The organism is Microbispora sp. NBRC 16548, assembly GCF_030268985.1.
Lineage (GTDB): Bacteria > Actinomycetota > Actinomycetes > Streptosporangiales > Streptosporangiaceae > Microbispora > Microbispora catharanthi.
Map to the genome: position 1 here is coordinate 19096 of NZ_BSSF01000021.1, position 22023 is coordinate 41118.

Here is a 22023-nt window from a genome sequence, read left to right on the forward strand (position 1 = left end):
GATGCATCCTCATCTGGCCCGGCTGAGCACCGCGCTGACGGCGGTGGACCCGGAGACGCCCAAGATCCACGCCTGGGGTTACAAGCTCGCGGCCGTGCTGAGCGGCGGCGGACGGCTGCTCGCCTGCGGCAACGGCGGATCCGCCGCCGAGGCGCAGCACCTGACAGCGGAACTGGTCGGGCGCTACCGAGCCGACCGGCGGCCGTACGCCGCGATCCCGCTGCACGGCGACACCTCGTCCCTGACCGCCATCGGCAACGACTTCGGCATGGCCGAGCTGTACGCGCGGCAGGTGCGGGCGCACGGCCGCCCCGGCGACGTGCTGATGTGCCTGTCGACCAGCGGGACGAGCCGCAACGTGACCGAGGCGGCCGAGGCCGGCCGCGAGTGCGGCCTGACGACCTGGGCGCTGACCGGCCCCGGGCCCAACCCGCTCGCCGAGTTGTGCGACGAGGCCCTGACCGTGCCCGCGGACGACACCGCGACCATCCAGGAGGTGCATCTCACGGTGATCCACATGCTCTGTGACGTGATCGAGAAGGCGGTCGCGTGAGCGGACCACTTGTCATCGTCGGAGACTCCCTGCTCGACGTCGACGTCGAGGGCACCGCCGACCGGCTGGCCCCCGACGCACCCGTCCCCGTCGTGGAGGGGCAGGCGGAGCACCATCGACCGGGAGGCGCGGGGCTCGCGGCGCTGCTGGCCGCCCGCGACGGCACGCGGGTGGTGCTGATCACCGCCATGGGCGACGACCCCTCCGGCCGCTGCCTGGAGGGGCTGCTGTCGCCTGCCGTCGAGATCGTGCGGCTGCCGCTGCGCGGCACGACCGTGCGTAAGACGCGGGTCCGCGCCCGCGGGCAGACGCTGGTCAGGATCGACACCGGCGACGGGCGGGCGCTGGGCCGGCCCGGCCAGGTGGCCTCCGCCTCCGCGTTCGCCCGCGCCGCCGACGCCCTCGCCGCGGCGAGCGCGGTCCTGGTCGCCGACTACGGGCGCGGCGTGGCAGACCTGCTGCGCGAGCCGCTGCGCGGCCTCGACGTGCCGCTGGTCTGGGACCCCCATCCCCGCGGGTCGCTGCCCGTGCCGGGATGCGCGCTGGTCACGCCCAGCGAGGCCGAGGCCCGCGGCATGTGCGAGGAGCCGTACGTCTCGCCGGAGCGCACCGCCCGCAGGCTGGTGCGCGACCTCGACGCCGAGGCCGTCGCGATCACACTGGGGGAGCGCGGCGCGATGCTGGCCCGCCGCGGCGGCAGGTTCGGGCCGGTCCCCGTCCCGCACGTCGCGTCCGGCACGGACGCCTGCGGCGCGGGCGACCGCTTCGCCGCGGCGGCGGCGCTCGCACTGGCGGACGGCGCGTCCACCGAGGACGCCGTCGCCCGCGCGGTCGGCGAGGCCACCAGGTTCGTGGAGGAGGGCGGGGCCGCCGCGCTGCGCCTGCCGCGCCCTGCCGCGGAATCGCCGGTGCCGTTCGCGCCCGGCGCGTCCGCCTTCGAGGTGGCCGCCGCCGTACGCGCCGCCGGGGGCCGCCTGATCGCGACAGGCGGGTGTTTCGACCTGCTGCACGCCGGGCATGTGAGCCTGCTGCGGCGGGCCCGGGCGTTAGGCGACGCCCTGGTGGTCTGCGTGAACTCCGACGATTCGATCCGGCGGCTCAAGGGACCGAGCAGGCCGTTGGTGAGCGAGCGTGACCGGGTCGAGGTGCTGCGCGCGCTCGGCTGCGTGGACGCGGTGACGGTCTTCGACGAGGACACGCCGTCGCGGGTCATCGAGCGCCTGTGCCCGGACGTGTGGGTGAAGGGCGGCGACTACGACGAGCGGTCGATGCCGGAGGCCGAGGCCGTACGCCGGGCCGGCGGGGAGGTCGTCATCCTGCCGACCGTGCCCGGCTACTCCACCACCGGCCTGATCGCCGCCGCCCGAGCCGCTTCGTGACATCGGCCGCCTATCGAAGGGATCGACCTCAATGGTGGGAAACGTATTGATCACCGGTGGCGCGTCCGGCCTGGGCCGGGCGACCGCCATGGCGGTGGCCAAGGCGGGCGGACGGCCGCTGGTCGTGGACGTGAACGAGCCGGACGGCGGGTTCGACCACGTGCGGGCCGACCTGGCCGACCGCGAGCAGGCCGAGCGGGCCGTGCGCGAGCTCGCCGACCGGGCGGGCGGGCTCGACGGCGTCGTGACGGCGGCGGGCATCGACGCCTGCGGACGGCTGGAGGACGTGGCCGCCGAGCAGTGGGAACGGGTGATCGGGGTCAATCTGCTCGGGACCGCCGCGGTGGTCCGGGCGGCCCTGCCGTATCTGCGCCAGTCGGGAGGCAAGGTCGTCACCGTCGCCTCCACGCTCGGGGTGCGGGCGCTCAGCGACGCGACGGCCTACTGCGCCTCGAAGTTCGGCGTCGTGGGCTTCACCCGGGCCCTGGCCGCCGAGCTGGCCGGGCAGGTGGGAGTGACCCTGCTGATCCCCGGCGGCATGCAGACGAACTTCTTCAACGACCGCCCCGACCAGTACAAGCCCGGCCCCGACGCCCGGCTGAACCAGCCGGAGGACGTCGCCTCGGCGATCCTGTTCGCGCTCGGCCAGCCGCGGGGCTGCGAGGTCAGGGAGCTGGTCGTGTGCGCCTCCACGGAGACGTCATGGCCCTAGAAGATCCGCGAAGACCGGTCCTGCTCGCCCTGCGCGGGCTCGGGCTCGGCGACCTGCTGACCTCGGTGCCCGCGCTGCGGGCGCTGCGGCGGGCGCACCCGGAGCACCACCTCGTGCTGGCCACCCCGGCCTACCTCGGCGGGCTGCTGCCGCTGATCGGCGGCGTCGACGAGCTGCTCGACGTGTCCGGCCCCGGGCCGGTGCCGTACGAGTCGCCGGACGTCGCGGTCAACCTGCACGGCAGCGGCCCGGAGAGCATCCAGGCGCTGCGCCGCACCCGGCCGGGCCGTCTGCTCACGCACGCCCACGACCTGGTGCCGGGCCCGGACGGGCCGCCCTGGGAGCCGGAGACGCACGAGAGACGGCGGTGGTGCTCCCTGCTGGAGTGGTACGGGATTGCGGCCGACCCGGAGGACCTCGCACTGGGCGACCCGGGGCCGAGCCCGCTCGCCGGCGGTGAGGTGATCATCCACCCGGGGGCGGCGTTCCGGGCACGGCAGTGGCCGCCGGACCGCTTCGCCCGGGTGGCGGCAGAACTGGCCGGCCAGGGCCACCGGGTCGTCGTCACCGGCGGCGTGACCGAGATCGCGCTCGCCCGGCACGTCGCCGCGCTCGCCGGTCTGCCGGAGGAGTCCGTGCTGGCCGGCCGTACGAACCTGCCCGAGCTCGCCGCGCTGACGGCGCACGCGGCGCTCGTCGTCTGCGGCGACACGGGCATGTCGCACCTGGCCACCGCCGTCGGCACGCCCTCGGTCATCCTGTACGGCCCGGTGCCGCCCGCACTGTGGGGGCCTCCGCCGGGCCGCCCGCACATCGCGCTGTGGGCCGGACGCAGGGGTGACCCGCACGGCGACCTGCCGTCGGAGGGGCTGCTCGAGATCGGGGTGCCCGAGGTGCTCGACGCCGTCAGAAGGTTGCGAGGGGTGGGAGTGCGGTGAAGGGATCCCGTGTCGTGGTCACCGGGGGAGCCGGGTTCCTCGGCTCCCACCTGTGCGAACGGTTGGTGGAGCGTGGTGCGGCGGTCGTCTGCCTGGACAACTTCCTCACCGGGTCGCCGCGCAACGTGGAGCATCTGATCGGGCGGCCGGCGTTCCGGCTCGTGGAGTGCGACCTCACCGGGTTCGTCCACGTGCCGGGCCAGGTCGACCTGGTGCTGCACTTCGCCTCGGCCGCGTCCCCCGCCGACTACCTGCGCCATCCGATCGAGACGCTGAAGGTCGGCAGCATGGGGACGCTGCACGCCCTCGGCCTCGCCACCGAGAAGGGCGCGCGGTTCGTCCTCGCCTCCACCAGCGAGGTGTACGGCGATCCGCTGGAACACCCGCAGAAGGAGACGTACTGGGGCAACGTCAACCCGGTCGGGCCGCGCAGCGTGTACGACGAGGCCAAGCGGTTCGCCGAGTCGCTGACCACGGCCTACCGCAACTCGCGGGGCGCCGACACGGCGATCGTGCGGATCTTCAACACGTACGGCCCGCGGATGCGGCCCCACGACGGCCGGGCGATCCCCACGTTCATCCGTCAGGCGCTGCTGGGCGAGCCGATCACCGTGACCGGCGACGGCGGCCAGACGCGCTCGATCTGCTTCGTGGACGACACGATCAACGGCGTGCTCGCGCTCGCGGAGAGCGACTTCGCCGGGCCGGTGAACATCGGCAACCCGGCCGAGATGTCGATGGCGGAGCTGGCGGAGACGATCCGCGGCCTGGTGGGCTCGTCCTCCCCGATCCGGTTCGTCGAGCGGCCGGTGGACGACCCTGCCGTCCGCCGTCCCGACACCTCGCTCGCCGAGGAGCGGCTCGGCTGGCGTCCGCGCGTCGACCCCGTCACCGGCCTGCGCCGCACCATCGACTGGTTCGAGAAGGAGCTCACCTCCTACTCCGTCGCCTCCTGACCCTCGCCGTCCACCGGGCGCGCCTGCGGCTTCCGCCACGCTGCGGGCGGGCCCTCGGCTCTTTTCCGCATACTTGGCCGTCGCTTAGCCGCTCGACTCGGGTAGTGGACCCTGCCAGGGGTAACGCGCACGTATGAGTTTCGCGAAGTACCAGGACGAGCTGTACGCCCAGGGACAGACCGGCCATCAGCCGCCGTATCCCATGACCTTCGCGGAGCTGGAAGACAGGGCGTCGGCCGCGATGCGGCCGAAGGTCTGGGGGTACGTGGCCGGCGGCGCCGGTGACGAGCACACCCAGCGGGCCAACTGCGAGGCGTTCACGCACTGGGGCCTGTATCCGCGCATGCTGGTCGCCCCCGCCGAGCGCGACATGTCGATCGAGCTGTTCGGGACAAGGCTGCCCTCGCCGGTGTTCATGGCGCCCATCGGGGTGATCGGGGTGTGCGCCCAGGACGACCACGGCGACCTCGCATGCGCGCGAGCCTCCGCTCGCACCAACGTTCCGTTCTTCGCGGCGACGCTTTCCGCGGATCCGATGGAGGACGTGGCCGCGGCGCTCGGCGACACGCCCGGCTTCTTCCAGCTCTACACGCCGCCCGATCGGGACCTGGCCGCGAGCCTGGTGCACCGCGCCGAGGCGGTGGGTTTCAAGGGCATCGCCGTCACCCTGGACACCTGGGTCACCGGCTGGCGGCCGCGGGACCTGCGCGGCTCGAACTATCCCCAGGTGCCCAGCGGATGCCTGAGCAACTACACCAGCGACCCGGTGTTCCGGAAGGGACTGCGACCCGGCGAGGACGCCACCGAGGCGTTCGTGCGCCGATTGCCGATCTTCGGCGGGCCGTTCAGGTGGGACGACCTTGACTGGCTGCGGTCGCAGACCAGGCTGCCGCTGATGCTCAAAGGCATCTGCCATCCCGAGGACGTCCGTCGCGCCAAGGACCACGGCGCGGACGCCGTCTACTGTTCCAACCACGGGGGACGGCAGGCCAACGGAGGACTGCCCGCCCTGGAGTGCCTGCCCGGCGTGGTCGAGGCCGCCGACGGGCTGCCGGTCCTGTTCGATTCGGGTGTGCGCAGCGGCGCCGACGTCATCAAGGCGCTGGCGCTGGGCGCCACCGCGGTGGGGATCGGCCGTCCGTACGCGTACGCGCTGGCGGTCGGCGGCGTCGACGGTGTCGTGCACGTGCTGCGCTCCATACTGGCCGAGGCGGACCTCATCATGGCCGTCGACGGGTATCCCACCCTCAAGGACCTCACGCCCGAGGCGCTGCGCCGCGTGGGAGGCGGCGTCACGGCCTCGTGAGGAGGGGGTGTTCGTCGAACGGTACGAGCCGCAGCGCCGCCGTCGGCGACAGGCGCTCCCCTTGAGCGTGGGCGCTGTCGAAGGACCCGGCGCCCAGGACCCGTACGAGGGTGTGGCGCAGCTCCTGGCCGGGCGGCTGCGGGGGGCGCATGTGCGCGCCGGCCGCCTCGCGCACGCTGTGGGCCGTGCCGAGAAGCACGGCCGCGCTGCGGGGGCGCTGCTGCGCGGCGTACACGGCCGCCAGCGCCTCGAGCGCCGACACGAGCACGAACGACTGGCCGGCGAGCGCGATGGCCTCGACGCTGGCGCGTAACAGCTCTTCGGCCCGGGCCGGCTCCTGCTTCTCGTGGGCCCGCCGGCCGAGCATGTACAGAGCGCGACCCGTGCAGCGGCGGTCGCCGAGCCGGCGCAGGGTGGGCAGGCACTCGCTCATGAGCTCGGCGGCCCGGTCGTGGTCGCCGCGCAGCCACGCCAACTGCCCGAAGCCGACCGTCGCGTGCGCCATGTCCGCCTCGCTGCCGGCGGCCTCGGCCAGCGCGCGGCTCTCGGTGAGCCATCCGTGCACCTCGTCGTCGGCGATGCCGGCGGATATCGACCGTTGCGCCATGAGGTACAAGGTGTTGGCCGCGCATATCTGATCCCCGGCCCTGCGGAAGAACGTCGCGCTGTCTCGTCCCCACCGGAGCGCCCGGCTCAGGTCGGCGGTGGTGACCGCGAGCCCCTGCATCGTCAGCGCGCTGTCCCACGGATGCTCGTCGCCGAACCCGGCAAGCGCCTCTCGCAGGGCCGGGGCGACCAGCTCGGGCTGGATCCAGGTCGCGCTCATTCCGACCGCGCGTGCCGCCCTGGCGCGGGTGAGATCGTCGAGGCCGGCGGCCAGGCTCGCCGCCTTGCGGGCCAGGTCGAACGCGGCGCGAGCGTCCCGGGAGTCCAGGACCAGGCAGGCCTCGGTGAGTCCGGCGACGACGGCGGGAGTGGCGGGCGGGTCGGCGACGGCCAGCGCCTCCCGGATCCACTTGTGGGCTTCGCGGCGCCGTCCGGTGACGTCCCAGAACCGCTGCAGCGCGGCGATCATCCGCCACGCGGACTCGACGTCGCCGGTGCTGATGCCGTATGCCAGCGCGGCGTGCAGATTCGGCTGCTCCGTGGTCATACGGTCGAGCCAGACGCGCTGGTCCGAGGTGCGTAACCGCTCGGCCGCCCGTTCCGCGAAGGCGAGATAGTGGGCGGCGTGACGGCGCCTGGTGGCCGGCTCACCACCCGAGTCGGCCAGCCTCTGGGCGGCGTACGCCCGGATCGTCTCGAGCAGCCGGTAGCGCCGGGTGCCGCGCTCCACAGTGGAGACGAGCGATTTGTCCACCAGCCTGGGCAGCAGCGTGATCACGGCTTCGCCGCCGAGATCCTCGCCCTCGCACGTCGACACGATGGCCGCCAGGTCGAAGTCGGCGGGGAACACGCCGAGCCGATCGAACAAGGCCCGCTCGCCGTCGTCCAGCAACTGGTAGCTCCAGTCGATGGTGCTGCGCAGGGCGCGGTGCCGCGGCGGAGCCGTACGGGCTCCGGCGGACAGCAGCTCGAAGCGCTGGTCGAGGTGCTCCACGAGTTCGACCGGCCCGAAGGTGCGCAGCCGCGACGCGGCCAGTTCGATGGCCAGCGGCAGCCCGTCGAGGCGCCGGCACAGCGCCGCGACGGCCGGGGCGACGGCGTCGGTGAGGGCGAAGCCGGGCGATGCGGCCGTCGCACGGTCGACGAGCAGGCGTACGGCGTCGTAGGGCGCGATGCTCTCGGCTCGCTCGGACGCGTGCGGAGCGGGCAGGTGCAGCGGCTGCACCTGGTAGGCGACCTCGCCGGGGATGCCGAGCGGTTCGCGGCTGGTGGCGAGCACCCGCAGCGCGCCGCCGGCGCCGAGCAGGTCGGCGACGATCTCGGCGGCCTCCGCGACGACGTGCTCGCAGTTGTCGGCGAGCAGCAGGCAACCCGAACCCGCGGCGACCTCCCGCAGGATGTCGCGTAGCGGCCATCCCGGCTCCGGCACGACGCCCAGCGCCCGCGCGAAGGTGTCGCCGGCCGACTCCGGCGCCACCGGAGCGAGGTCGGCCAGCCGTACGCCGCCGGGGAACCGGTCGGCAAGGGCCGTGGCCCATACGGATTCGGCTACATGCAGCGCGAGCCGCGTCTTGCCGACACCGCCAGGGCCGATGAGCGTGACGAGGCGATGGGTGCCGAGCAGTGCGACGAGTTCGCTCGTCTCGTCCGTCCGGCCGACGAGGCTGGTCAGGGGCGCGGGCAGAGCGGTGCCGGCGCGGGCGGCACGTCGCAGTCGCGCACCCGTCTCGGCCAGCGCCGCCCGATCCGCGGCGCCGAGCTTGCGCAGCAGGGCGGCGATGTGGCTCTCCACAGTGCGCACCGAGACGTGCAGCCGCTCCGCGATCTCGCGGTTACGCAGCCGTTCGGCGACCGCCCAGAGAATCTCGGCCTCGCGACCGGTGACCCCGGCGCGAGCCAGCCGATCGGGCAGGCCGTCCCCTTGGCGCGTCATGCACGCATTGTCCTTCGGCACGGGCGCCCGGCGATACGAAGCCGGCGACACGGAGACCTCGTCCGTACGAGGATCCGTGCGTCGCACGGATGAGCCGGGGCCGGAGAACCGCGACGCTGGCCTTGCAAGCGAGCCGGCGACCCGTGAAAAAGAGACCATGGACAGAATCGGTTTTCTCGGCATCCCCGACGTCACCGCCGAGGCCCAGCAGATCTTCGACGAGGACGTCGCCGAGGTGGGTTACGTGATGAGCGTCTCACGCCTGTGGGCCTATCAGCCGGCGACGGTGACCGGGCTGTTCGCCCTGCTGCGGCAGGTGAACGCCGGGGACCGCCTCAGCCCGCGTCAGCGCTCCGTCCTCGTCGCCGCGTTCGCGTCGGCGTTCGGCGATTCCTACTGCTCGCTCATGTGGGGAAACAGGCTGGCGCAGGCGGCCGGTGCGGAGACCGCCGCGGGAGTGTTGAAGGGTGTCGACGACGGCCTGGACGACAGTGAGCGGGCCATGGCCGCGTGGGCCCGTAAGGTGGCGCGCGACCCCAACGGCACCACCGCGGCGGATGTGCAGGAGCTGCGCGACGCCGGATTCGACGATTCGCAGATCTTCACGATCACCGCGTTCGTGGCGCTCCGCCTGGCCTTCTCGACGGTCAACGACGCGCTCGGCCTGCGCCCCGACGCGCCTCTTCGCTCCACCGTGCCCGCTGTCGTCCGCGATGCGGTCACGTTCGGCCGTCCGATCGACGACGCCGAAGACGAGGCGTAGCCGACGGAGCCCCCTGGGGATGCGCGCCGCCTATGCGGAGCGTCCTCGGACGAGAGGTTCCGAGGCCACGGGCCAGCGGAAGGTGACGTACGGATGGGCTTCGGTGAGCCACTCGCCGGTCAGCCGCACACCGGTCACCAGCTCCACCACGGTCATCGCGGCGGCCTGCCAGTCGTCCTCGTCCTCGGAGAGCAGTTCGGTCATGGCACGCAGCTCGGGCTCCAGAACCGCGAAGTCGTCGCCCGCCCACTCATCCCAGAACAGCGCGTCGAGGTCGACCAGGACCCGGCCGTCGGCCGCGTAGCTGAGCTTGTTGCCGCCCTCCACGTTCCAGTAGACACCGCACACCCGGCCGTCGCGGCTGAGCCGCCGCAGCACCTCGGGCAGGCTGCCCAGGAACCCGTTGTTCTCGAACAGCATCACGGCCGATCCGACCGGTTCCACCAGCATCGGATGGACCCCGTGGTCGTAAGGAAGCGCTTCCAACGGCGCGGCCTCGTGCGCCTCGTGCCGGGTTCCGCCGCTCACCCGTGCTCCGGCGTCGGCGACGGGGAACGGCCGGTGGTCGTGCGGGACGACGACCGTCCAGCACATGGCCACCTCCAGCCATGGTTCATCCCGCAGCAGCTTCAGGTAGTGGGAGAAGATCTCGGCGGGGGCAGGGCGGTCGTCGTTCAAGGGACACTCCGGAGCAGGGTGCGGATCCGTCGGCGTGATCGTGCCAGAAGGCGCCGACAGATGTTCCTTCACCGGTCGGAGCGGGCTCTCAGCGCGTCGATGAACCAGGTGAGGGCCGGGGTCAGCGGGTCCGGGGGCGGCCAGCCGTTGACCACCGCGAGCAGCCGGAGGTACGACTCCCTGCGCGGGTCGTTCGCGGTCTCCAGCAGGGTGAGCAGCCGGCGCCGAAGGGTGGCGTCGTCCGGGTGGCCGACGAGGCCGGCATACCGTGCGGTCACGGCGGCGACGATCGCGTCGGCCCGAGGTGAGGCGCTCTCGACGCCCGCGGCGAGTGCGGGGGCGACGTGGTCGCGGACCATCGCCACCGCGTCCGGGCGCGGACCCTCTCCCCGGACGCGGTCGGCCAGGTGCTGCTCGGCGACGCGCCGCATGAGCGCGCCGAACTCCGGGTCGGCGGCCAGCTCGGCCAGCTCGATCCACGCCTCGACCTGCTCGTCCTCGGGGTCGTCGGGCAACTCCGGGGTCATCGTGCGCCTGATTCCCGTCAGGTCGGCGTCCAGGCCGCCGAACGCGGCGTCGAGGAAGCCGTCGACCAGGCGCCGGCGCTCGTCCTCGGAAAGCCTGGCGAGTCTGTGCATGAGATCCATCTCCTCGGGGGTTGAGCCGCGCCGTGCCACCGCCGTCGCCACCGCGCGCCGCAGGCGCAGCACCCGGATCTGCGTCGCCAGCGCCTCGGCGTGCGCCGCCGCGACCTGAGCGAGCGTGGTCTCCCGGTCCAGGACTTTGCGGATCGTGGGGAGGTCGATCCCCAGGTCGCGCAGCGTCCGTACGAGCTCCAGCCGGGCGAGGGCGTCGTTGTCATAGAGGCGGTAGCCGGCCGGACTGCGGCCGGTGGGCGGCACGATCCCGCAGTCGGAGTAGAACCGGATGGCCTTGACCGTCAATCCGGTCCGCCGGGCCAGCTCACCGATCGCGTAGAGCGCGTCGCCGTCCATGCCCCCACCCTCGCGCCTCCCCCTACTGGAGACTCAACCGCTACCCGAGATGTACGAAGTGGAGGGCGCGGTCGACGACCGCGGCCAGGTTGCCGCCGTGGGCGCCGTGCCAGTAGATCCGGCCGCAGGCGAGGCAGCGGGCGAACTCGTCGTAGCTGCGCCGGGTTCCGGGCTCCAGCGCGTCCTCCACCTCCTCCTTGCCGACCGGCGCCAGCCGCCCGTTGCAGGCCGTGCAGCGGGTCCACGGAGCCAGCGGCGGCCGGAAGCGGCCGAGCACGTCGAGGAACTGGTCGTCCGGCCGGGCGCCGCGCACGTACGCGCCGAGCCGCAGCGACCGGCGCCGCAGGATGCCCCGGTCCTGTGTGAGCAGCACCCGGTCCTCGGCGTTGGCCTGCTCGATCAGGGCGTCGTCGTCCATGTCGTTGCGGTAGGCGGTGTCCAGGCCGACCAGTCGCAGCCGCCGCGCCAGCGTTCCCAGGTGGACGTCGAGGACGAACCGGCAGCCCGGCACGGCCTGCGGCCTGGGCACGGCCGGCACCTCCACCACCTCGTCCGGGCCCGGCCGGTGCGACCGGCCGACCGGGCGGCCTCCGGCGAGCGGCTCGCCGATCTCGGTCAGCGGAACGCCCGCCGACTCGATCAGGTGGCCGAGCGAGGACGTCCCGTCGTACGGCAGGAGCACCTCGGGCCGCCGGTTGCGCGGTGCGAGGAAGATCCACAGCTCGGGCGAGAAGCGTACGGACACCTCCATGCTTCCCAGCATGCCCCCGCCGCAGGGGCGCGGCCGACGGTCATGGGTCTTCCGTCGTCAACGCGTCCAGTGCCGTCTGGAGGAAGAGCCGCACCGCGGCCATGTGCCGCTCGTCGAACCCCGACAGAACCCCGACCGTGCTGTCGATGAGCGGGCCGAAGTAGCTCCAGCCCAGTTCCTTGGCGCGGTCCTCGACTCTCAGCAGGACCCGGCGCCGGTCCTTGACGTCGCGGACCCGGCTGACCAGGCCGAGCCGTTCGAGCCGGTCGACGACCCCCGTGGTGCCCGCCGAGTTCAGGCCCAGCCCGGCGCCGAGGAGACCGGCGGTGGCGTCGATTCCGGCCCGCTCCGCGTCCAGCAGGCAGATGAGCGCCCGCACGTCGGTGACGTGCATGCCGTGCTCGGCCGCGAACTCCGCCTGCCGCAGGCCGTACTCCACCGCGACCGCCCGCAGCAGATGGAAGATCTCCATCTCCGGGCTCTCGCGCTCACGTGCCACCCCTGGTGCCATGGCAGCCCCTCCTCCGCCTATTATCTCGCTCAACGAGATTATCGCTCAGCGAGACATTACGGAGGCGTCTTGACGACCATCGACGACGCGTTTCTCGCGGCCTACGACGCCGTCCTGGCGGCGCGCTGGCCCGCCTCCACCGAGTCGGCCGAGATCCGCACGCCCTACGGCACGACCCACGTCAACTCCGTCGGCCCCGCGGACGCGCCGCCGGTGGTCCTCCTCCACGGCGGCGGGACCACCTCGACCGTCTGGTCCGATACGGCGAGGGCGCTGGGCACGGCCTACCGGGTGCATGCGGTCGACACCGTAGGCGAGGCGGGACGCAGCGTCGCCGGCGAGCGGGCGATCCGGACGCTGGGCGACCAGATGGCCTGGCTCGACACCGTGCTCGACGCCGTGCTCGACACCGTGCTCGACGCATCGGGCACCTCGACGGTGTCCCTGTGCGGCCATTCCTACGGCGCGTGGAGCGCCCTGCACTACGCGGCGCACGCTTCCGGCAGGGTGAGGGCGCTGGTCCTGGTCGACCCGACGAACTGCTTCACCGGGTTCTCCCGCCGCTACCTGCTGCGGGCCCTGCCGATGCTGCTGCGCCCGACCGCAGGGCGGCGCCGCGCGTTCCTCGAATGGGAGACCCGGCGCGCGGCGCTGGACGAGACGTGGCTCCGCCTCTACGACCGCGCCGCCGCCTTCCCCGCCGCCCGCCCCCTGACCGGTCCGCGTCCCGGCCCGGAGGCGCTGTGGGCGCTGCGGCTCCCGGTGCTGCTTCTCCTGGCCGAGCACAGCCGGGCACACGACATCGGCCGGGTGGCCGCCTCCGCCGCGGCGCTCCTGCCCCGCGTGGAGACGGCCGTGCTGCCCGGAGCCACCCATCACACCCTTCCCCTCGCGGCGCCGCCCGAGATGGACGCGCGCATCGGGGAGTTCCTCGCCGCGCACGGGCGGGACGACTGATTCAGGGGCGGAACCAGTGCTGGGGGCGGGGATCGGTGTTCTGCCAGATGTGCTTGATCTCGCGGTATTCGTTCAGGCCGGTCGGGCCGAGCTCCCGGCCGACGCCGGACTGCTTGAACCCGCCCCACTCCGCCTGCGGCACATACGGGTGGTAGTCGTTGATCCACACCGTGCCGTGCCGCAGCCGCCCGGCCACCCGCTGCGCCTTGCCCGCGTCCGTCGTCCACACGGCTCCGGCCAGCCCGTAGTCGGTGTCGTTGCCCAGGGCGACGGCCTCGTCCTCACCCGAGAACCGCTCCACCGTCAGCACCGGCCCGAACGACTCCTCCCGGACCACCCGCATGTCGCGGTGGCAGCCGTCCAGCACCGTCGGCGGGAAGAAGTATCCGTTCCCCTCCAGGCGCCGCCCCCCGCAGCGCAGCTTCGCGCCCTCGGCGATCCCCGCCTCGACGTACGCCTCGACCTTGGCCAGGTGCCCGGCCGAGATCAGCGGCCCGGTCTCGGCCTCGGGGTCGAACGGCCCGCCCAGCCTGATCCGCTCGGCCCGGCGCACCACCGCGTTTACGAACCTCTCGTGGATGGAGTCCTCCACCAGCAGCCGGGCACCGGCCGAGCAGACCTGCCCCGAGTGCAGGAAGACGGCGGTCACGGCGAAGTCGACCGCGGTGTCGAAGTCCGCGTCGGCGAACACGATGTTGGGATTCTTGCCGCCCAGTTCCAGCGCGACGCGCTTGACCGTCCGCGCGGCCGAGGCCATGATCCACCGCCCGGTCGCCAGCCCGCCGGTGAACGAGACCATGTCGACGTCCGGGTGCTCGGCCAGCGGCGCGCCTGCCTCCGCGCCGGCCCCGAGCACCAGGTTGCCCACGCCCGGCGGCAGGCCCGCCTCCTCGAGCAGCCGCATCAGCAGGATCGCGGTGGACGGGGTCAGCTCGCTCGGCTTGAGCACGAAGGTGTTCCCCGCCACCAGCGCGGGCGCCACCTTCCAGGAGGTCTGCAGCAGCGGGTAGTTCCACGGCGTGATCAGGCCGCAGACCCCGACCGGCTCGTACGCCACCCGGCTGATCGCATCGGCGCGGCCGGTGTCGACCACCCGCCCGGCGTCGGTGCCCGCGATCCCGCCGAAGTAGCGGAAACTCGCGATCACGTCGTCGACGTCGTACTCGCTCTCCACCAGGCGTTTGCCGGTGTCCAGCGACTCCGCCCGCGCGATCTCGGCCTTGTCGCGCTCCAGCAGACCGGCCACCCGCAGCAGCAACGCCCCGCGCTCCCGCTCCGGCGTGCGCGGCCACGGGCCCTCGTCGAACGCCCGCCGGGCCGCCGCGATCGCGGCCTCCGTGTCGGCGCGGTCGGCCTCCGCGACGGTGGCCACATGCTGTCCGTCGGCCGGGCAGTGGATCTCGCGCCGGCCGCCCTCGGCCGCGTCGCGCCACTGCCCGCCGATGTACAGGTCCTTCATGTCAGGCGTCCTTCCTGTGCCGGTAGAACTCCGCCGGCTCGGGGGCCAGGGGAGTGTTACCGAGGATCAGGTCGGCCGCCTTCTCCGCGACCATCATCACCGGCGCGTAGATGTTGCCGTTCGTGACGTACGGCATGACCGAGGCGTCCACGACGCGCAGGCCCTCCAGGCCGTGCACCCCCATGGTCAGCGGGTCGACCACGGACATCTCGTCGACGCCCATCTTCGCCGTGCAGGAGGGGTGCAGGGCGGTCTCGCCGTCCTTCGCCACCCAGTCGAGGATCTGCTCGTCGGTCTCGACCTCCACGCCGGGGGACAGTTCGCCGCCGTTGAACCCGTCCATGGCGGGCTGGTTGAGGATGTCGCGGGCCACCCGTACGGCCTCGACCCACTCGCGGCGGTCCTGGTCGGTGGACAGGTAGTTGAACCGCAGCGCGGGCTTCACACGGGGGTCGGCGCTCTTGATCTTCACAGAGCCGCGGGCGTCGGAGTACATCGGCCCGATGTGCACCTGGTAGCCGTGCCCGCCGGCTGGCGCGCTGCCGTCGTAGCGCACGGCGACCGGCAGGAAGTGGAACATCAGGTTGGGATAGTCGACGTCCTCGTTGCCACGCACGAAGCCGCCGGCCTCGAAGTGGTTGGTCGCGCCGGGGCCCTTGCGCAGGAACAGCCACTGGGCGCCGACCATCGGCCGGTTGCGCCACTTCATCGCGGGCTGCATCGAGACCGGCTGCTTGCAGGCGTACTGGATGTAGACCTCAAGGTGGTCCTGGAGGTTCTCGCCGACACCGGGCAGGTCGTGCACCACGTCGACGCCGTGCGCCTTCAGATGGTCGGCGTCGCCCACGCCGGAGAGCTGCAGGAGCTGCGGGGAGTTGATCGCGCCGCCGCAGAGGATGACCTCCCCGGCCCGCACCCGCTTGCCGTCGAACTCGACGCCGACCGCGCGCTTGCCCTCGAAGAGGACCTTCGTGACGAACGCCCCGGTCTTGACCGTGAGGTTCGGGCGGTTCATCACCGGGTGGAGGTAGGCCCGGGCGGCCGACAGGCGGCGCCCGCGGCGTACGTTGCGGTCGAACGGCGCGAAGCCCTCCTGGCGGTAGCCGTTCACGTCGTCGGTCAGCGGGTAGCCCGCCTGCTGCACGGCCTCGAAGAAGGCCTTGAACAGCGGATTCCTGGCCGGGCCGCGCTCCAGCACCAGCGGTCCTTCGTGCCCGCGCAGCGGATCCGACGCGTCGGCGGCCAGGCAGTTCTCCATGCGCTTGAAGTACGGCAGGCAGTGCGCGAAGTCCCAGGTCTCCATGCCCGGATCGGCGCCCCAGCGCTCGTAGTCCATGGGGTTGCCGCGCTGGAAGATCATGCCGTTGATGCTGCTCGACCCGCCGAGCACCTTCCCCCGGGCGTGGTAGATGCGCCGGCCGTTCATGTGCGGCTCGGGCTCGGACTCGTACTTCCAGTCGTAGAACCGGCTGCCGATGGGGAACATCAGCGCGGCCGGCATGTGGATGAACACGTCCCACAGGTAGTCGGGACGGCCCGCCTCCAGCACGAGCACGCGGTTCGAGGGGTCGGCCGACAGCCGGTTCGCGAGAGCGCTCCCCGCTGATCCACCACCGACGATGACAAAGTCATACATGTCCGCCTCCCGGGCAGGATGATATTGATATGCGCAATAGAGTGCAGCATTCGCAACGTCACGCGTCGGACCCCGATCTCGTGGGGGCCGACGAGGCCGCCGCGCGGTCCGAGGGGAGCGGCGGCGTCCAGTCGGTGGACCGGGCCGTGACGATCCTGGAGATCCTCTCCCAGCGCGGCGAGGCCGGCGTGAGCGAGGTCGCCGCGGAGATCGGCGTCCACAAGTCCACCGCGTTCCGGCTCCTCGGCGCCCTCGAGGCCCGCGGCCTGGCGGAGCAGGCCGAGGACCGCGGCAAGTATCGCCTGGGCTTCGGCATCGTCCGGCTCGCCGCCGGGGTGGCCGCGCGCCTCGACCTCGTCCAGCAGAGCCGCCCGGTGTGCCGGCGGCTCGCCGAGGAGATCGGCGAGACCGTCAACATCGCCGTCGCGCGGTCCCACTACGCCATCAACCTCGACCAGGTGCGCGGCCAGGCGGCCGTGACCGCGCACAACTGGGTCGGCCAGCCCACCCCCCTGCACGCCACGTCGAGCGGCAAGGTCCTGCTCGCCCACCTCGACGAGCGGCGCCGCGAACGGCTCATCGCCGCCGCCGGGCTGGAGCGCTTCACCCCGGCCACGGTGACCGACGCCGCCGAACTGCGGCGGCAGCTCGACGAGGCGCTGCGGCGGGGCTACGCGGTCACCGTGGAGGAGTACGAGATCGGGCTGAACGCCATCGCCGCGCCCATCCGCTCCCACGAGGGCGAGGTCGTGGCGGCCGTCAGCGCCTCCGGCCCGGCCTACCGGTTCAGCGAGGAGCGCATGCGCGAGCTCGCGCCCGTGCTCGTCGCGGGCGCCGCCGACATCAGCCACCGTCTCGGCCACGCCGGGTGACCGGGGTCACCGCACGCCCGGTATCGGGGGACCCGATAACGGAAGACACGGCGCCGGCGGGACGTCCCCGGCGGGACGCGACGGCGCTCATCGTGCCCCGGCGCGCTCGTTCACGCGGCGCCGCCACCGGGTGAACGAGCGCGGCTGGTCGACGCCGAGCACCGCGACCGTGCGGCCCTCCCGCCGGTAGACGGCCAGGAAGCGGCGGGACGCGAGGTCGCCCTCCTCGACGCTCACCTCGTCTCCCGGCAGCGTGTGCCCGGCGAACTGCACGCGCATGCCGTACTGGTCGGACCACAGGTAGGGCGGCGCGAGGGCGTCCGGAACGGCGGAGCCGCCGGACAGCAGCGTCTGCGCGGCCGTCGCGGGACGCCGCGCCGCGCCGGTCCAGTGCTCCACACGCAGGTGGGCGCCGAGAGCGGGGTCGAACCAGGCGGCGCAGTCGCCGACCGCGACGACTCCCGGCACGCTCGTCGCGCCGCCGGTGTCGCAGACGACGCCGTCGCCGACCTTCACCCCGCTGCCGTCGAGCCAGTCCACCGCCGGCCGCGCGCCGATGCCGACGAGCACCACGTCGGCGTCCAGGCGGCGCCCGTCCTCCAGCAGCACGCCGTCGACGCGGCCCTCGCCCGTCAGCGTCCGTACGGCGGCGCCGCAGATCAGGCGCACCCCGTGCGCCTCGTGCAGCCCGGCGAGCGCGGTGCCCATCTCGGGCCCGACCGCGCGGGCGAACGGCGCGGGCGCCGCCTCGACGATCGTCACGTCGAGCCCGAGCGTGCGGGCGACGCAGGCGACCTCGGCGCCGATGAAGCCCGCCCCGATCACCACGAGCCTCCGGGCGGTGTCGAGATCGGCCCGCAGGGCCGTCGCGTCCTCGATCGTACGCAGCGTGTGCACGCCGGAGAGATCGCCCCCGAGGGTGCGGGCGACCGCGCCGGTGGCGATCACCACGCCGTCGGCCTCGACCGTGGAGCCGTCGGCGAGCGCGATCCGCAGCGACCGGCCCTGTTCCAGCCCGGTCGCGGCGACGCCCAGGCGCCACTCGGCGTCGAGGTCCTCGCCGTCGCCCTCCAGGGCGAGGTCCACCGTCGTCATCTGGCCGGCGAGGAACTCCTTGGACAGCGGGGGCCGGTCGTAGGGGCGGTGCGCTTCGGCCCCGACGATCGTCAGGCGCCCGCCGAAGCCCTGGGCGCGCAGCGCGCGGGCCGCCGACAGCCCGGCGAGCGACGCGCCGACGATGGCGACGGATTTCACGGCACCCTCACGACGTCTCAGGCCGAACCGGTGCGGACGCCGGGCGGGAGGTTCGGCGGCAGGTCCGACGGCACGACGTAGACGGTCTCGTCCCGGACCACCACCTGGTGGGTGCGCACCGGCAGCTTCGCGGGAGGAGCGTCCACCCGGCCCGTGCGCAGGTCGAAGCGCGACGCGTGCAGGGGGCACTCCACCTCGCATCCTTCCAGCCACCCGTCCGCGAGCGAGGCGTCCTGGTGGGTGCAGGTGTCGTCCACCGCGTACAGTTCACCGTCCTCGGTGTGAAAGACGGCGATCGGGGGATCTGTCTCGATTCGGAGGGCCTCACCCCTGGGCAGGGCGGCGAGGGGGCACGCAGGAATCATGCGGAGGTTTCCGGTTTCGTAAGATGGAACAGGAAGCGCTATACGCAACAGATTGAGCGGAGATCGCGCCAAAGTCAAGGGGCGACATATCGCCTACGGGGTGATAAGCGCGACTCTGGTCCAGGCGCAGGTGAGGCCCCTGTTTATCGCTCCTGCCGACCGTGGGAACCGGAAAGGCCGGAAAGGCGTACGGCCCCGCCGCCGGTCGCCGGAGGGGCGACAGGCGGCGGGGCCGCACGCGATGTGGGGCGGGTGGGGGTCAGGCGGCGACGGTCGTGCGGCCGCGCACCTGCAGGACGGTCAGCAGGCCGACGACGACGGTGACGGCGCCGGTGATCCAGGCGGTCCACGCCGAGGCGGAGTCGCCGTCGAAGCCGAACGCCCAGGGGGAGACGAACAGCAGGGCGCCGAACGCCGCGGTCACCCAGGAGCTGGCGCCGCCCGCGCCCAGGATGGACCACAGGGCGGAGACGACGAGCAGGGCGCCGAGAATGAGCAGTGGCTGCGTGGCCGCCTGGGCGTCGGCCCAGAAGAACGGTGCGAGCACCGCGACCAGCCCGGCGACGAGGGCGACGATGTCGGACAACGATCTCGTGAGATCCATCCGTGCCTCCGTACGGGGAGAGGTGACCTATGACCCGACGGTGTGCCTGATTGACCGCCCGGTCAACAATCCGCTACGTCAGGATTTCCTAACCCTGTGTCACCTCGTCCCGAACCATCCCGCCGGGACGAGCGACGGTGGCCGCCGGCCGGGGAAGTCCCCGGCCGGCGGCCACCGTGGAACGCGACGGTCAGCGGTTGCCGCCGACCGTGACGGTCTCCTTGCTGTAGTTCCTGCCGTTGCCGTCCGGCTTGTAGTTCTTCTCGACGTTGCCCGCGAGGTCCATGGCGAACCAGTGCACCTCGGTGGTCTTGTCGATCGAGATCTTCGCGGCGCCCTCACGCATGCCCGAAGAGGTCAGCTTGGGCGAGCTCAGCGTCGGCCGGCTGCCGTCGAGGGTGTAGTAGACGTTCGCCGGCTCGTCCACGGTGAAGGTGAACGTCGTCGAGGTGTCGGTCCTGTCGGTCACCACGAGCGTCGAATCGGGCCGCTGCTTGTCCTTGTCGTAGGCGCGGGCGACCTCGAGGATGCCGATCTGGCCGTTGGAGAACTCCATCGCCTCCTCGTGGCCCTCCTCGAACGGAGGCTGGAAGCCGACGGCGAGGTACTGCTTGGTCGCCTGGTCGTAGACGTCGGCGCCGACCTCGAAGTCCCAGCCGATGATGCCCTTGTTGTACCAGAACTCGTCGGCGCTGTTGCCGGCCGCCGAGTACAGCACGTCGATCACCGGGCCGGTGCGTCCCGGCCAGATGGCCGTGCCGCGCCAGCCCTGGACGGCGGACAGGATGTGGGTGGAGGCGTTCCAGAAGTACTCCTCCGTGCCGAGGTCCGTCCGCGGCAGCGTCTCCCGTCCGGCGGTCTTGTACGCCCCGGGAGGCCACATGAAGTAGCCGCCGTAGGAGTGGGTGTTCATCGCGAACTTGATGTTCGGGAACTTCTCCGTGAGCCACACCTCGTTGCGTGTCTCCGGCTCCGACAGCTCCGCCGGCCCGGCGAAGGTGTCGCTGGTGCAGGTGGTCGAGCCGCCGTTGTATCCGTCGCGGACGCTGCCCACCGAGAAGTTGCGGTTGAGGTCGACGCCCCAGGAGTTGCGCCGCCCCGGGTCCGCCGCGTCGGCGGCGCAGTAGTTGACCATGTTCCTGCGCTGCATGTTGTAGTCGTACATCGAGTAGTGGGCGCCGTCGGGGTTGATCGTCGGCACGATGAAGATGTCGAGATCGTCCACCAGCTTCCTGGTGTCCGGGTCCTGCGCGTAGTTGCGCAGCAGCCGCTCGGCGGTCTCCACACAGGTGATCGGGGTCACCCACTCGCGGGCGTGCTCCTGGCAGTAGAGGAACACGCCGGTCTTCGAGCCGTTCCGGCTCTTGCCGATGCGCAGCGCCTTCATCTGGAACGGCTGACGCGAGACGCTCGCCGGCGCCTTCAGGTTGTCGGTCAGCTTCGTCGCCGGGGCCGCCGCCACCACACCGGTGCCCGTGCTGGTCCGGTAGAGGCTCGCGGTCAGCAGTGCCGAAGCGGCGGAGCTGCCGTTCAGCGCGGCGACGACCTGGGAGGCCGTGCTGGTGACCGTGCCGGAGGCGTCCGTGGCCAGGTTGACCACCACGTCCTTGCCGTTGACGGCGACGGAAAGCGGGGCCGAGGCGGTCCCGGGATTCACCAGCGCGACGCCGACGTCGTTGCCGCCCTCGCTGCCGTACGCCTTGGACGTCACGTAGAACGTGCTCGCCAGCGCGCTCCCCGAGCCCGTGCCGAACTGCGCCTGCGCCTGGCGGCGGTAGCCGTTCGTCTTGTTCGGGAGGTCGACGATCTCCGAGATCTTCGGGAACTCCTTGGACAGCGCCACGATCCGGCCGGTGACCTCGGTGGGGTCCATGTAGTGGTCGACGAAGTCCTGCACGTAGTGCTTGCTCGGCGCCTTGCGCGGCTCGCCCAGCCACTTCGTCACCGGCACGGTGATCGAGCCGCCCCGGTTACTGGTGATGGTGACCTTGGTGGGGGCCGCCGTGATCGGCAGCGGCGAGTTGAACCGGTGGTACATGTACTGCCCGGCGTCGGTGAAGCGGGACATCGTCGCCGTGCCGCCGGAGTCGGGGGCGGTGCCGGGGCCGCTGTCCCAGGTGGCCGTGAGCACGGTCTGGGCGTCCGTCGCGCTCGTCTTCACCTCCACCGACAGGAAACGCTGGTCGTCGAGGCTGGTGAACCACTCGGCGCGCAGTGGTGTGAGCGTGTCGGTCTCGGTCGCGTCGGCCGACGCGGAGGCCAGAGCCTGGCGCCGCTCGGCCAGGTTCGCGGCGTAGTCGCTCTGGTCGGAGATGGCGTCGCGGACGTCGAAGCCCTGGTCGCGCAGGCTCCGCGCCTCGTCGGGGCTGAGCACGGCGTGCACCTCGATGCCGCCGTCGACGGGCTTGCTGTACTCGGCCAGGTCGACGCCCAGGGCAACCAGCTTGTCCACGCCCGACTGGTCGGCGACGACGACGCGCATCAGCGCGACGCCGTTCTGCGTGGTGCTGGACGCCCGGTCGGGCGGGACCGGATCGGGAGAGGGACCGGCGAGCGCAGGGAGGGCGTTCAGGGTGATCGCCAGGGGGAGTGCGAGTGCGGCGGCGTAGCGCCGCGCCCTGCGGGGAGAGCTCCTCATCGAGTTTCCTCCATCTGGCGTGCCGTCCGGGAAGGGGGGTCAGCCCGGAACGGATCACGCGAGGTCGAGGGAAGTCTTTGTCACCCCGAAAAAGTCGTCAAGGTGCACGAACCCCCCAAATACGGGATTTTTCCGCAACGAGATGGCTTAGTGCCTA

Annotated in this window: 20 protein-coding genes; 9 read left to right on the forward strand and 11 right to left on the reverse strand. The window is 72.4% G+C overall.

From position 1 onward, the window contains the following. The first annotated feature begins 1 nt into the window (after position 1). The 6 genes from QSK36_RS38300 to QSK36_RS38325 all read left to right on the forward strand — a co-directional run bounded on the left by QSK36_RS38300 (position 2) and on the right by QSK36_RS38325 (position 5844). Positions 2–553 carry a D-sedoheptulose-7-phosphate isomerase gene (locus tag QSK36_RS38300; protein WP_030512289.1) on the forward strand — a complete coding sequence of 184 codons (552 nt, stop codon included), beginning with the start codon at positions 2–4 and terminating at the stop codon, positions 551–553. Then, positions 550–1932 carry a D-glycero-beta-D-manno-heptose 1-phosphate adenylyltransferase gene (gene rfaE2 / locus QSK36_RS38305; protein ID WP_183540041.1) on the forward strand — a complete coding sequence of 461 codons (1383 nt, stop codon included), beginning with the start codon at positions 550–552 and terminating at the stop codon, positions 1930–1932. Before QSK36_RS38300 ends, rfaE2 begins: the two co-directional genes overlap by 4 nt. A gap of 31 nt (positions 1933–1963) precedes the next feature. Further along, complete coding sequence (locus tag QSK36_RS38310; protein WP_285785763.1) at positions 1964–2644, forward strand: SDR family oxidoreductase; 681 nt, start codon at positions 1964–1966, stop codon at positions 2642–2644. Further along, entirely contained in the window at positions 2635–3582 is a 948-nt protein-coding gene (locus QSK36_RS38315; RefSeq protein ID WP_285785764.1) for a glycosyltransferase family 9 protein, read from the forward strand. Before QSK36_RS38310 ends, QSK36_RS38315 begins: the two co-directional genes overlap by 10 nt. Next, complete coding sequence (locus QSK36_RS38320; RefSeq protein ID WP_285785765.1) at positions 3579–4538, forward strand: UDP-glucuronic acid decarboxylase family protein; 960 nt, start codon at positions 3579–3581, stop codon at positions 4536–4538. Before QSK36_RS38315 ends, QSK36_RS38320 begins: the two co-directional genes overlap by 4 nt. Before the next feature lie 133 nt (positions 4539–4671). Next, complete coding sequence (locus QSK36_RS38325) at positions 4672–5844, forward strand: alpha-hydroxy-acid oxidizing protein (protein ID WP_183540037.1); 1173 nt, start codon at positions 4672–4674, stop codon at positions 5842–5844. Here QSK36_RS38325 and QSK36_RS38330 read toward each other — a convergent pair. Further along, complete coding sequence (locus QSK36_RS38330) at positions 5831–8383, reverse strand: ATP-binding protein (RefSeq protein ID WP_285785766.1); 2553 nt, start codon at positions 8381–8383, stop codon at positions 5831–5833. The genes QSK36_RS38325 and QSK36_RS38330 overlap by 14 nt on opposite strands. Positions 8384–8540: 157 nt before the next feature. On the opposite strand from QSK36_RS38330, the gene QSK36_RS38335 reads away from it, so the two are divergent. Further along, positions 8541–9146 carry a carboxymuconolactone decarboxylase family protein gene (locus tag QSK36_RS38335; RefSeq protein WP_285785767.1) on the forward strand — a complete coding sequence of 202 codons (606 nt, stop codon included), beginning with the start codon at positions 8541–8543 and terminating at the stop codon, positions 9144–9146. A gap of 30 nt (positions 9147–9176) precedes the next feature. On the opposite strand, the gene QSK36_RS38340 is transcribed toward QSK36_RS38335, so the two are convergent. From QSK36_RS38340 to QSK36_RS38355, 4 genes are all read right to left on the reverse strand, one after another. Further along, entirely contained in the window at positions 9177–9824 is a 648-nt protein-coding gene (locus tag QSK36_RS38340; protein WP_285785768.1) for a DUF6461 domain-containing protein, read from the reverse strand. Positions 9825–9892: 68 nt separating this feature from the next. Beyond that, positions 9893–10819, reverse strand: a complete 927-nt coding sequence (locus QSK36_RS38345; RefSeq protein WP_285785769.1) for a MerR family transcriptional regulator — start codon at positions 10817–10819, stop codon at positions 9893–9895. A gap of 40 nt (positions 10820–10859) precedes the next feature. Continuing rightward, complete coding sequence (locus tag QSK36_RS38350) at positions 10860–11570, reverse strand: Mut7-C RNAse domain-containing protein (protein WP_285785770.1); 711 nt, start codon at positions 11568–11570, stop codon at positions 10860–10862. A 40-nt stretch (positions 11571–11610) separates the two neighbouring features. Beyond that, positions 11611–12081 (reverse strand): MarR family transcriptional regulator, encoded by a 471-nt coding sequence (locus tag QSK36_RS38355; RefSeq protein WP_285785771.1) that lies wholly within the window; start codon positions 12079–12081, stop codon positions 11611–11613. A 69-nt stretch (positions 12082–12150) separates the two neighbouring features. Between QSK36_RS38355 and QSK36_RS38360 the strand changes: the two genes are divergently transcribed. After that, positions 12151–13038: an alpha/beta fold hydrolase gene (locus QSK36_RS38360; protein ID WP_285785772.1), complete on the forward strand. Its 888-nt coding sequence runs from the start codon at positions 12151–12153 to the stop codon at positions 13036–13038. Between the two features lies 1 nt (position 13039). On the opposite strand, the gene QSK36_RS38365 is transcribed toward QSK36_RS38360, so the two are convergent. Beyond that, the gene (locus tag QSK36_RS38365; RefSeq protein ID WP_285785773.1) at positions 13040–14497 is read right to left on the reverse strand and encodes an aldehyde dehydrogenase family protein; all 1458 of its coding nucleotides are present in this window, start codon (positions 14495–14497) and stop codon (positions 13040–13042) included. Position 14498: 1 nt separating this feature from the next. Next, positions 14499–16133 (reverse strand): choline dehydrogenase, encoded by a 1635-nt coding sequence (gene betA / locus QSK36_RS38370; protein WP_285785774.1) that lies wholly within the window; start codon positions 16131–16133, stop codon positions 14499–14501. Between the two features lie 29 nt (positions 16134–16162). Between betA and QSK36_RS38375 the strand changes: the two genes are divergently transcribed. After that, positions 16163–17005, forward strand: coding sequence for an IclR family transcriptional regulator (locus tag QSK36_RS38375; protein WP_285785775.1), 843 nt, complete (start codon positions 16163–16165; stop codon positions 17003–17005). A gap of 87 nt (positions 17006–17092) precedes the next feature. Here the strand turns inward: QSK36_RS38375 and QSK36_RS38380 are convergent, their stop codons facing one another. The 4 genes from QSK36_RS38380 to QSK36_RS38395 all read right to left on the reverse strand — a co-directional run bounded on the left by QSK36_RS38380 (position 17093) and on the right by QSK36_RS38395 (position 21866). Next, positions 17093–18259: an NAD(P)/FAD-dependent oxidoreductase gene (locus QSK36_RS38380; protein ID WP_285785776.1), complete on the reverse strand. Its 1167-nt coding sequence runs from the start codon at positions 18257–18259 to the stop codon at positions 17093–17095. A gap of 17 nt (positions 18260–18276) precedes the next feature. Then, positions 18277–18624 carry a bifunctional 3-phenylpropionate/cinnamic acid dioxygenase ferredoxin subunit gene (locus QSK36_RS38385; protein WP_079315939.1) on the reverse strand — a complete coding sequence of 116 codons (348 nt, stop codon included), beginning with the start codon at positions 18622–18624 and terminating at the stop codon, positions 18277–18279. A gap of 259 nt (positions 18625–18883) precedes the next feature. Beyond that, the gene (locus QSK36_RS38390) at positions 18884–19228 is read right to left on the reverse strand and encodes an SPW repeat domain-containing protein (protein WP_139576801.1); all 345 of its coding nucleotides are present in this window, start codon (positions 19226–19228) and stop codon (positions 18884–18886) included. 190 nt (positions 19229–19418) lie between these two features. Beyond that, complete coding sequence (locus QSK36_RS38395; protein WP_285785777.1) at positions 19419–21866, reverse strand: M14 family zinc carboxypeptidase; 2448 nt, start codon at positions 21864–21866, stop codon at positions 19419–19421. Positions 21867–22023 lie beyond the last annotated feature (157 nt).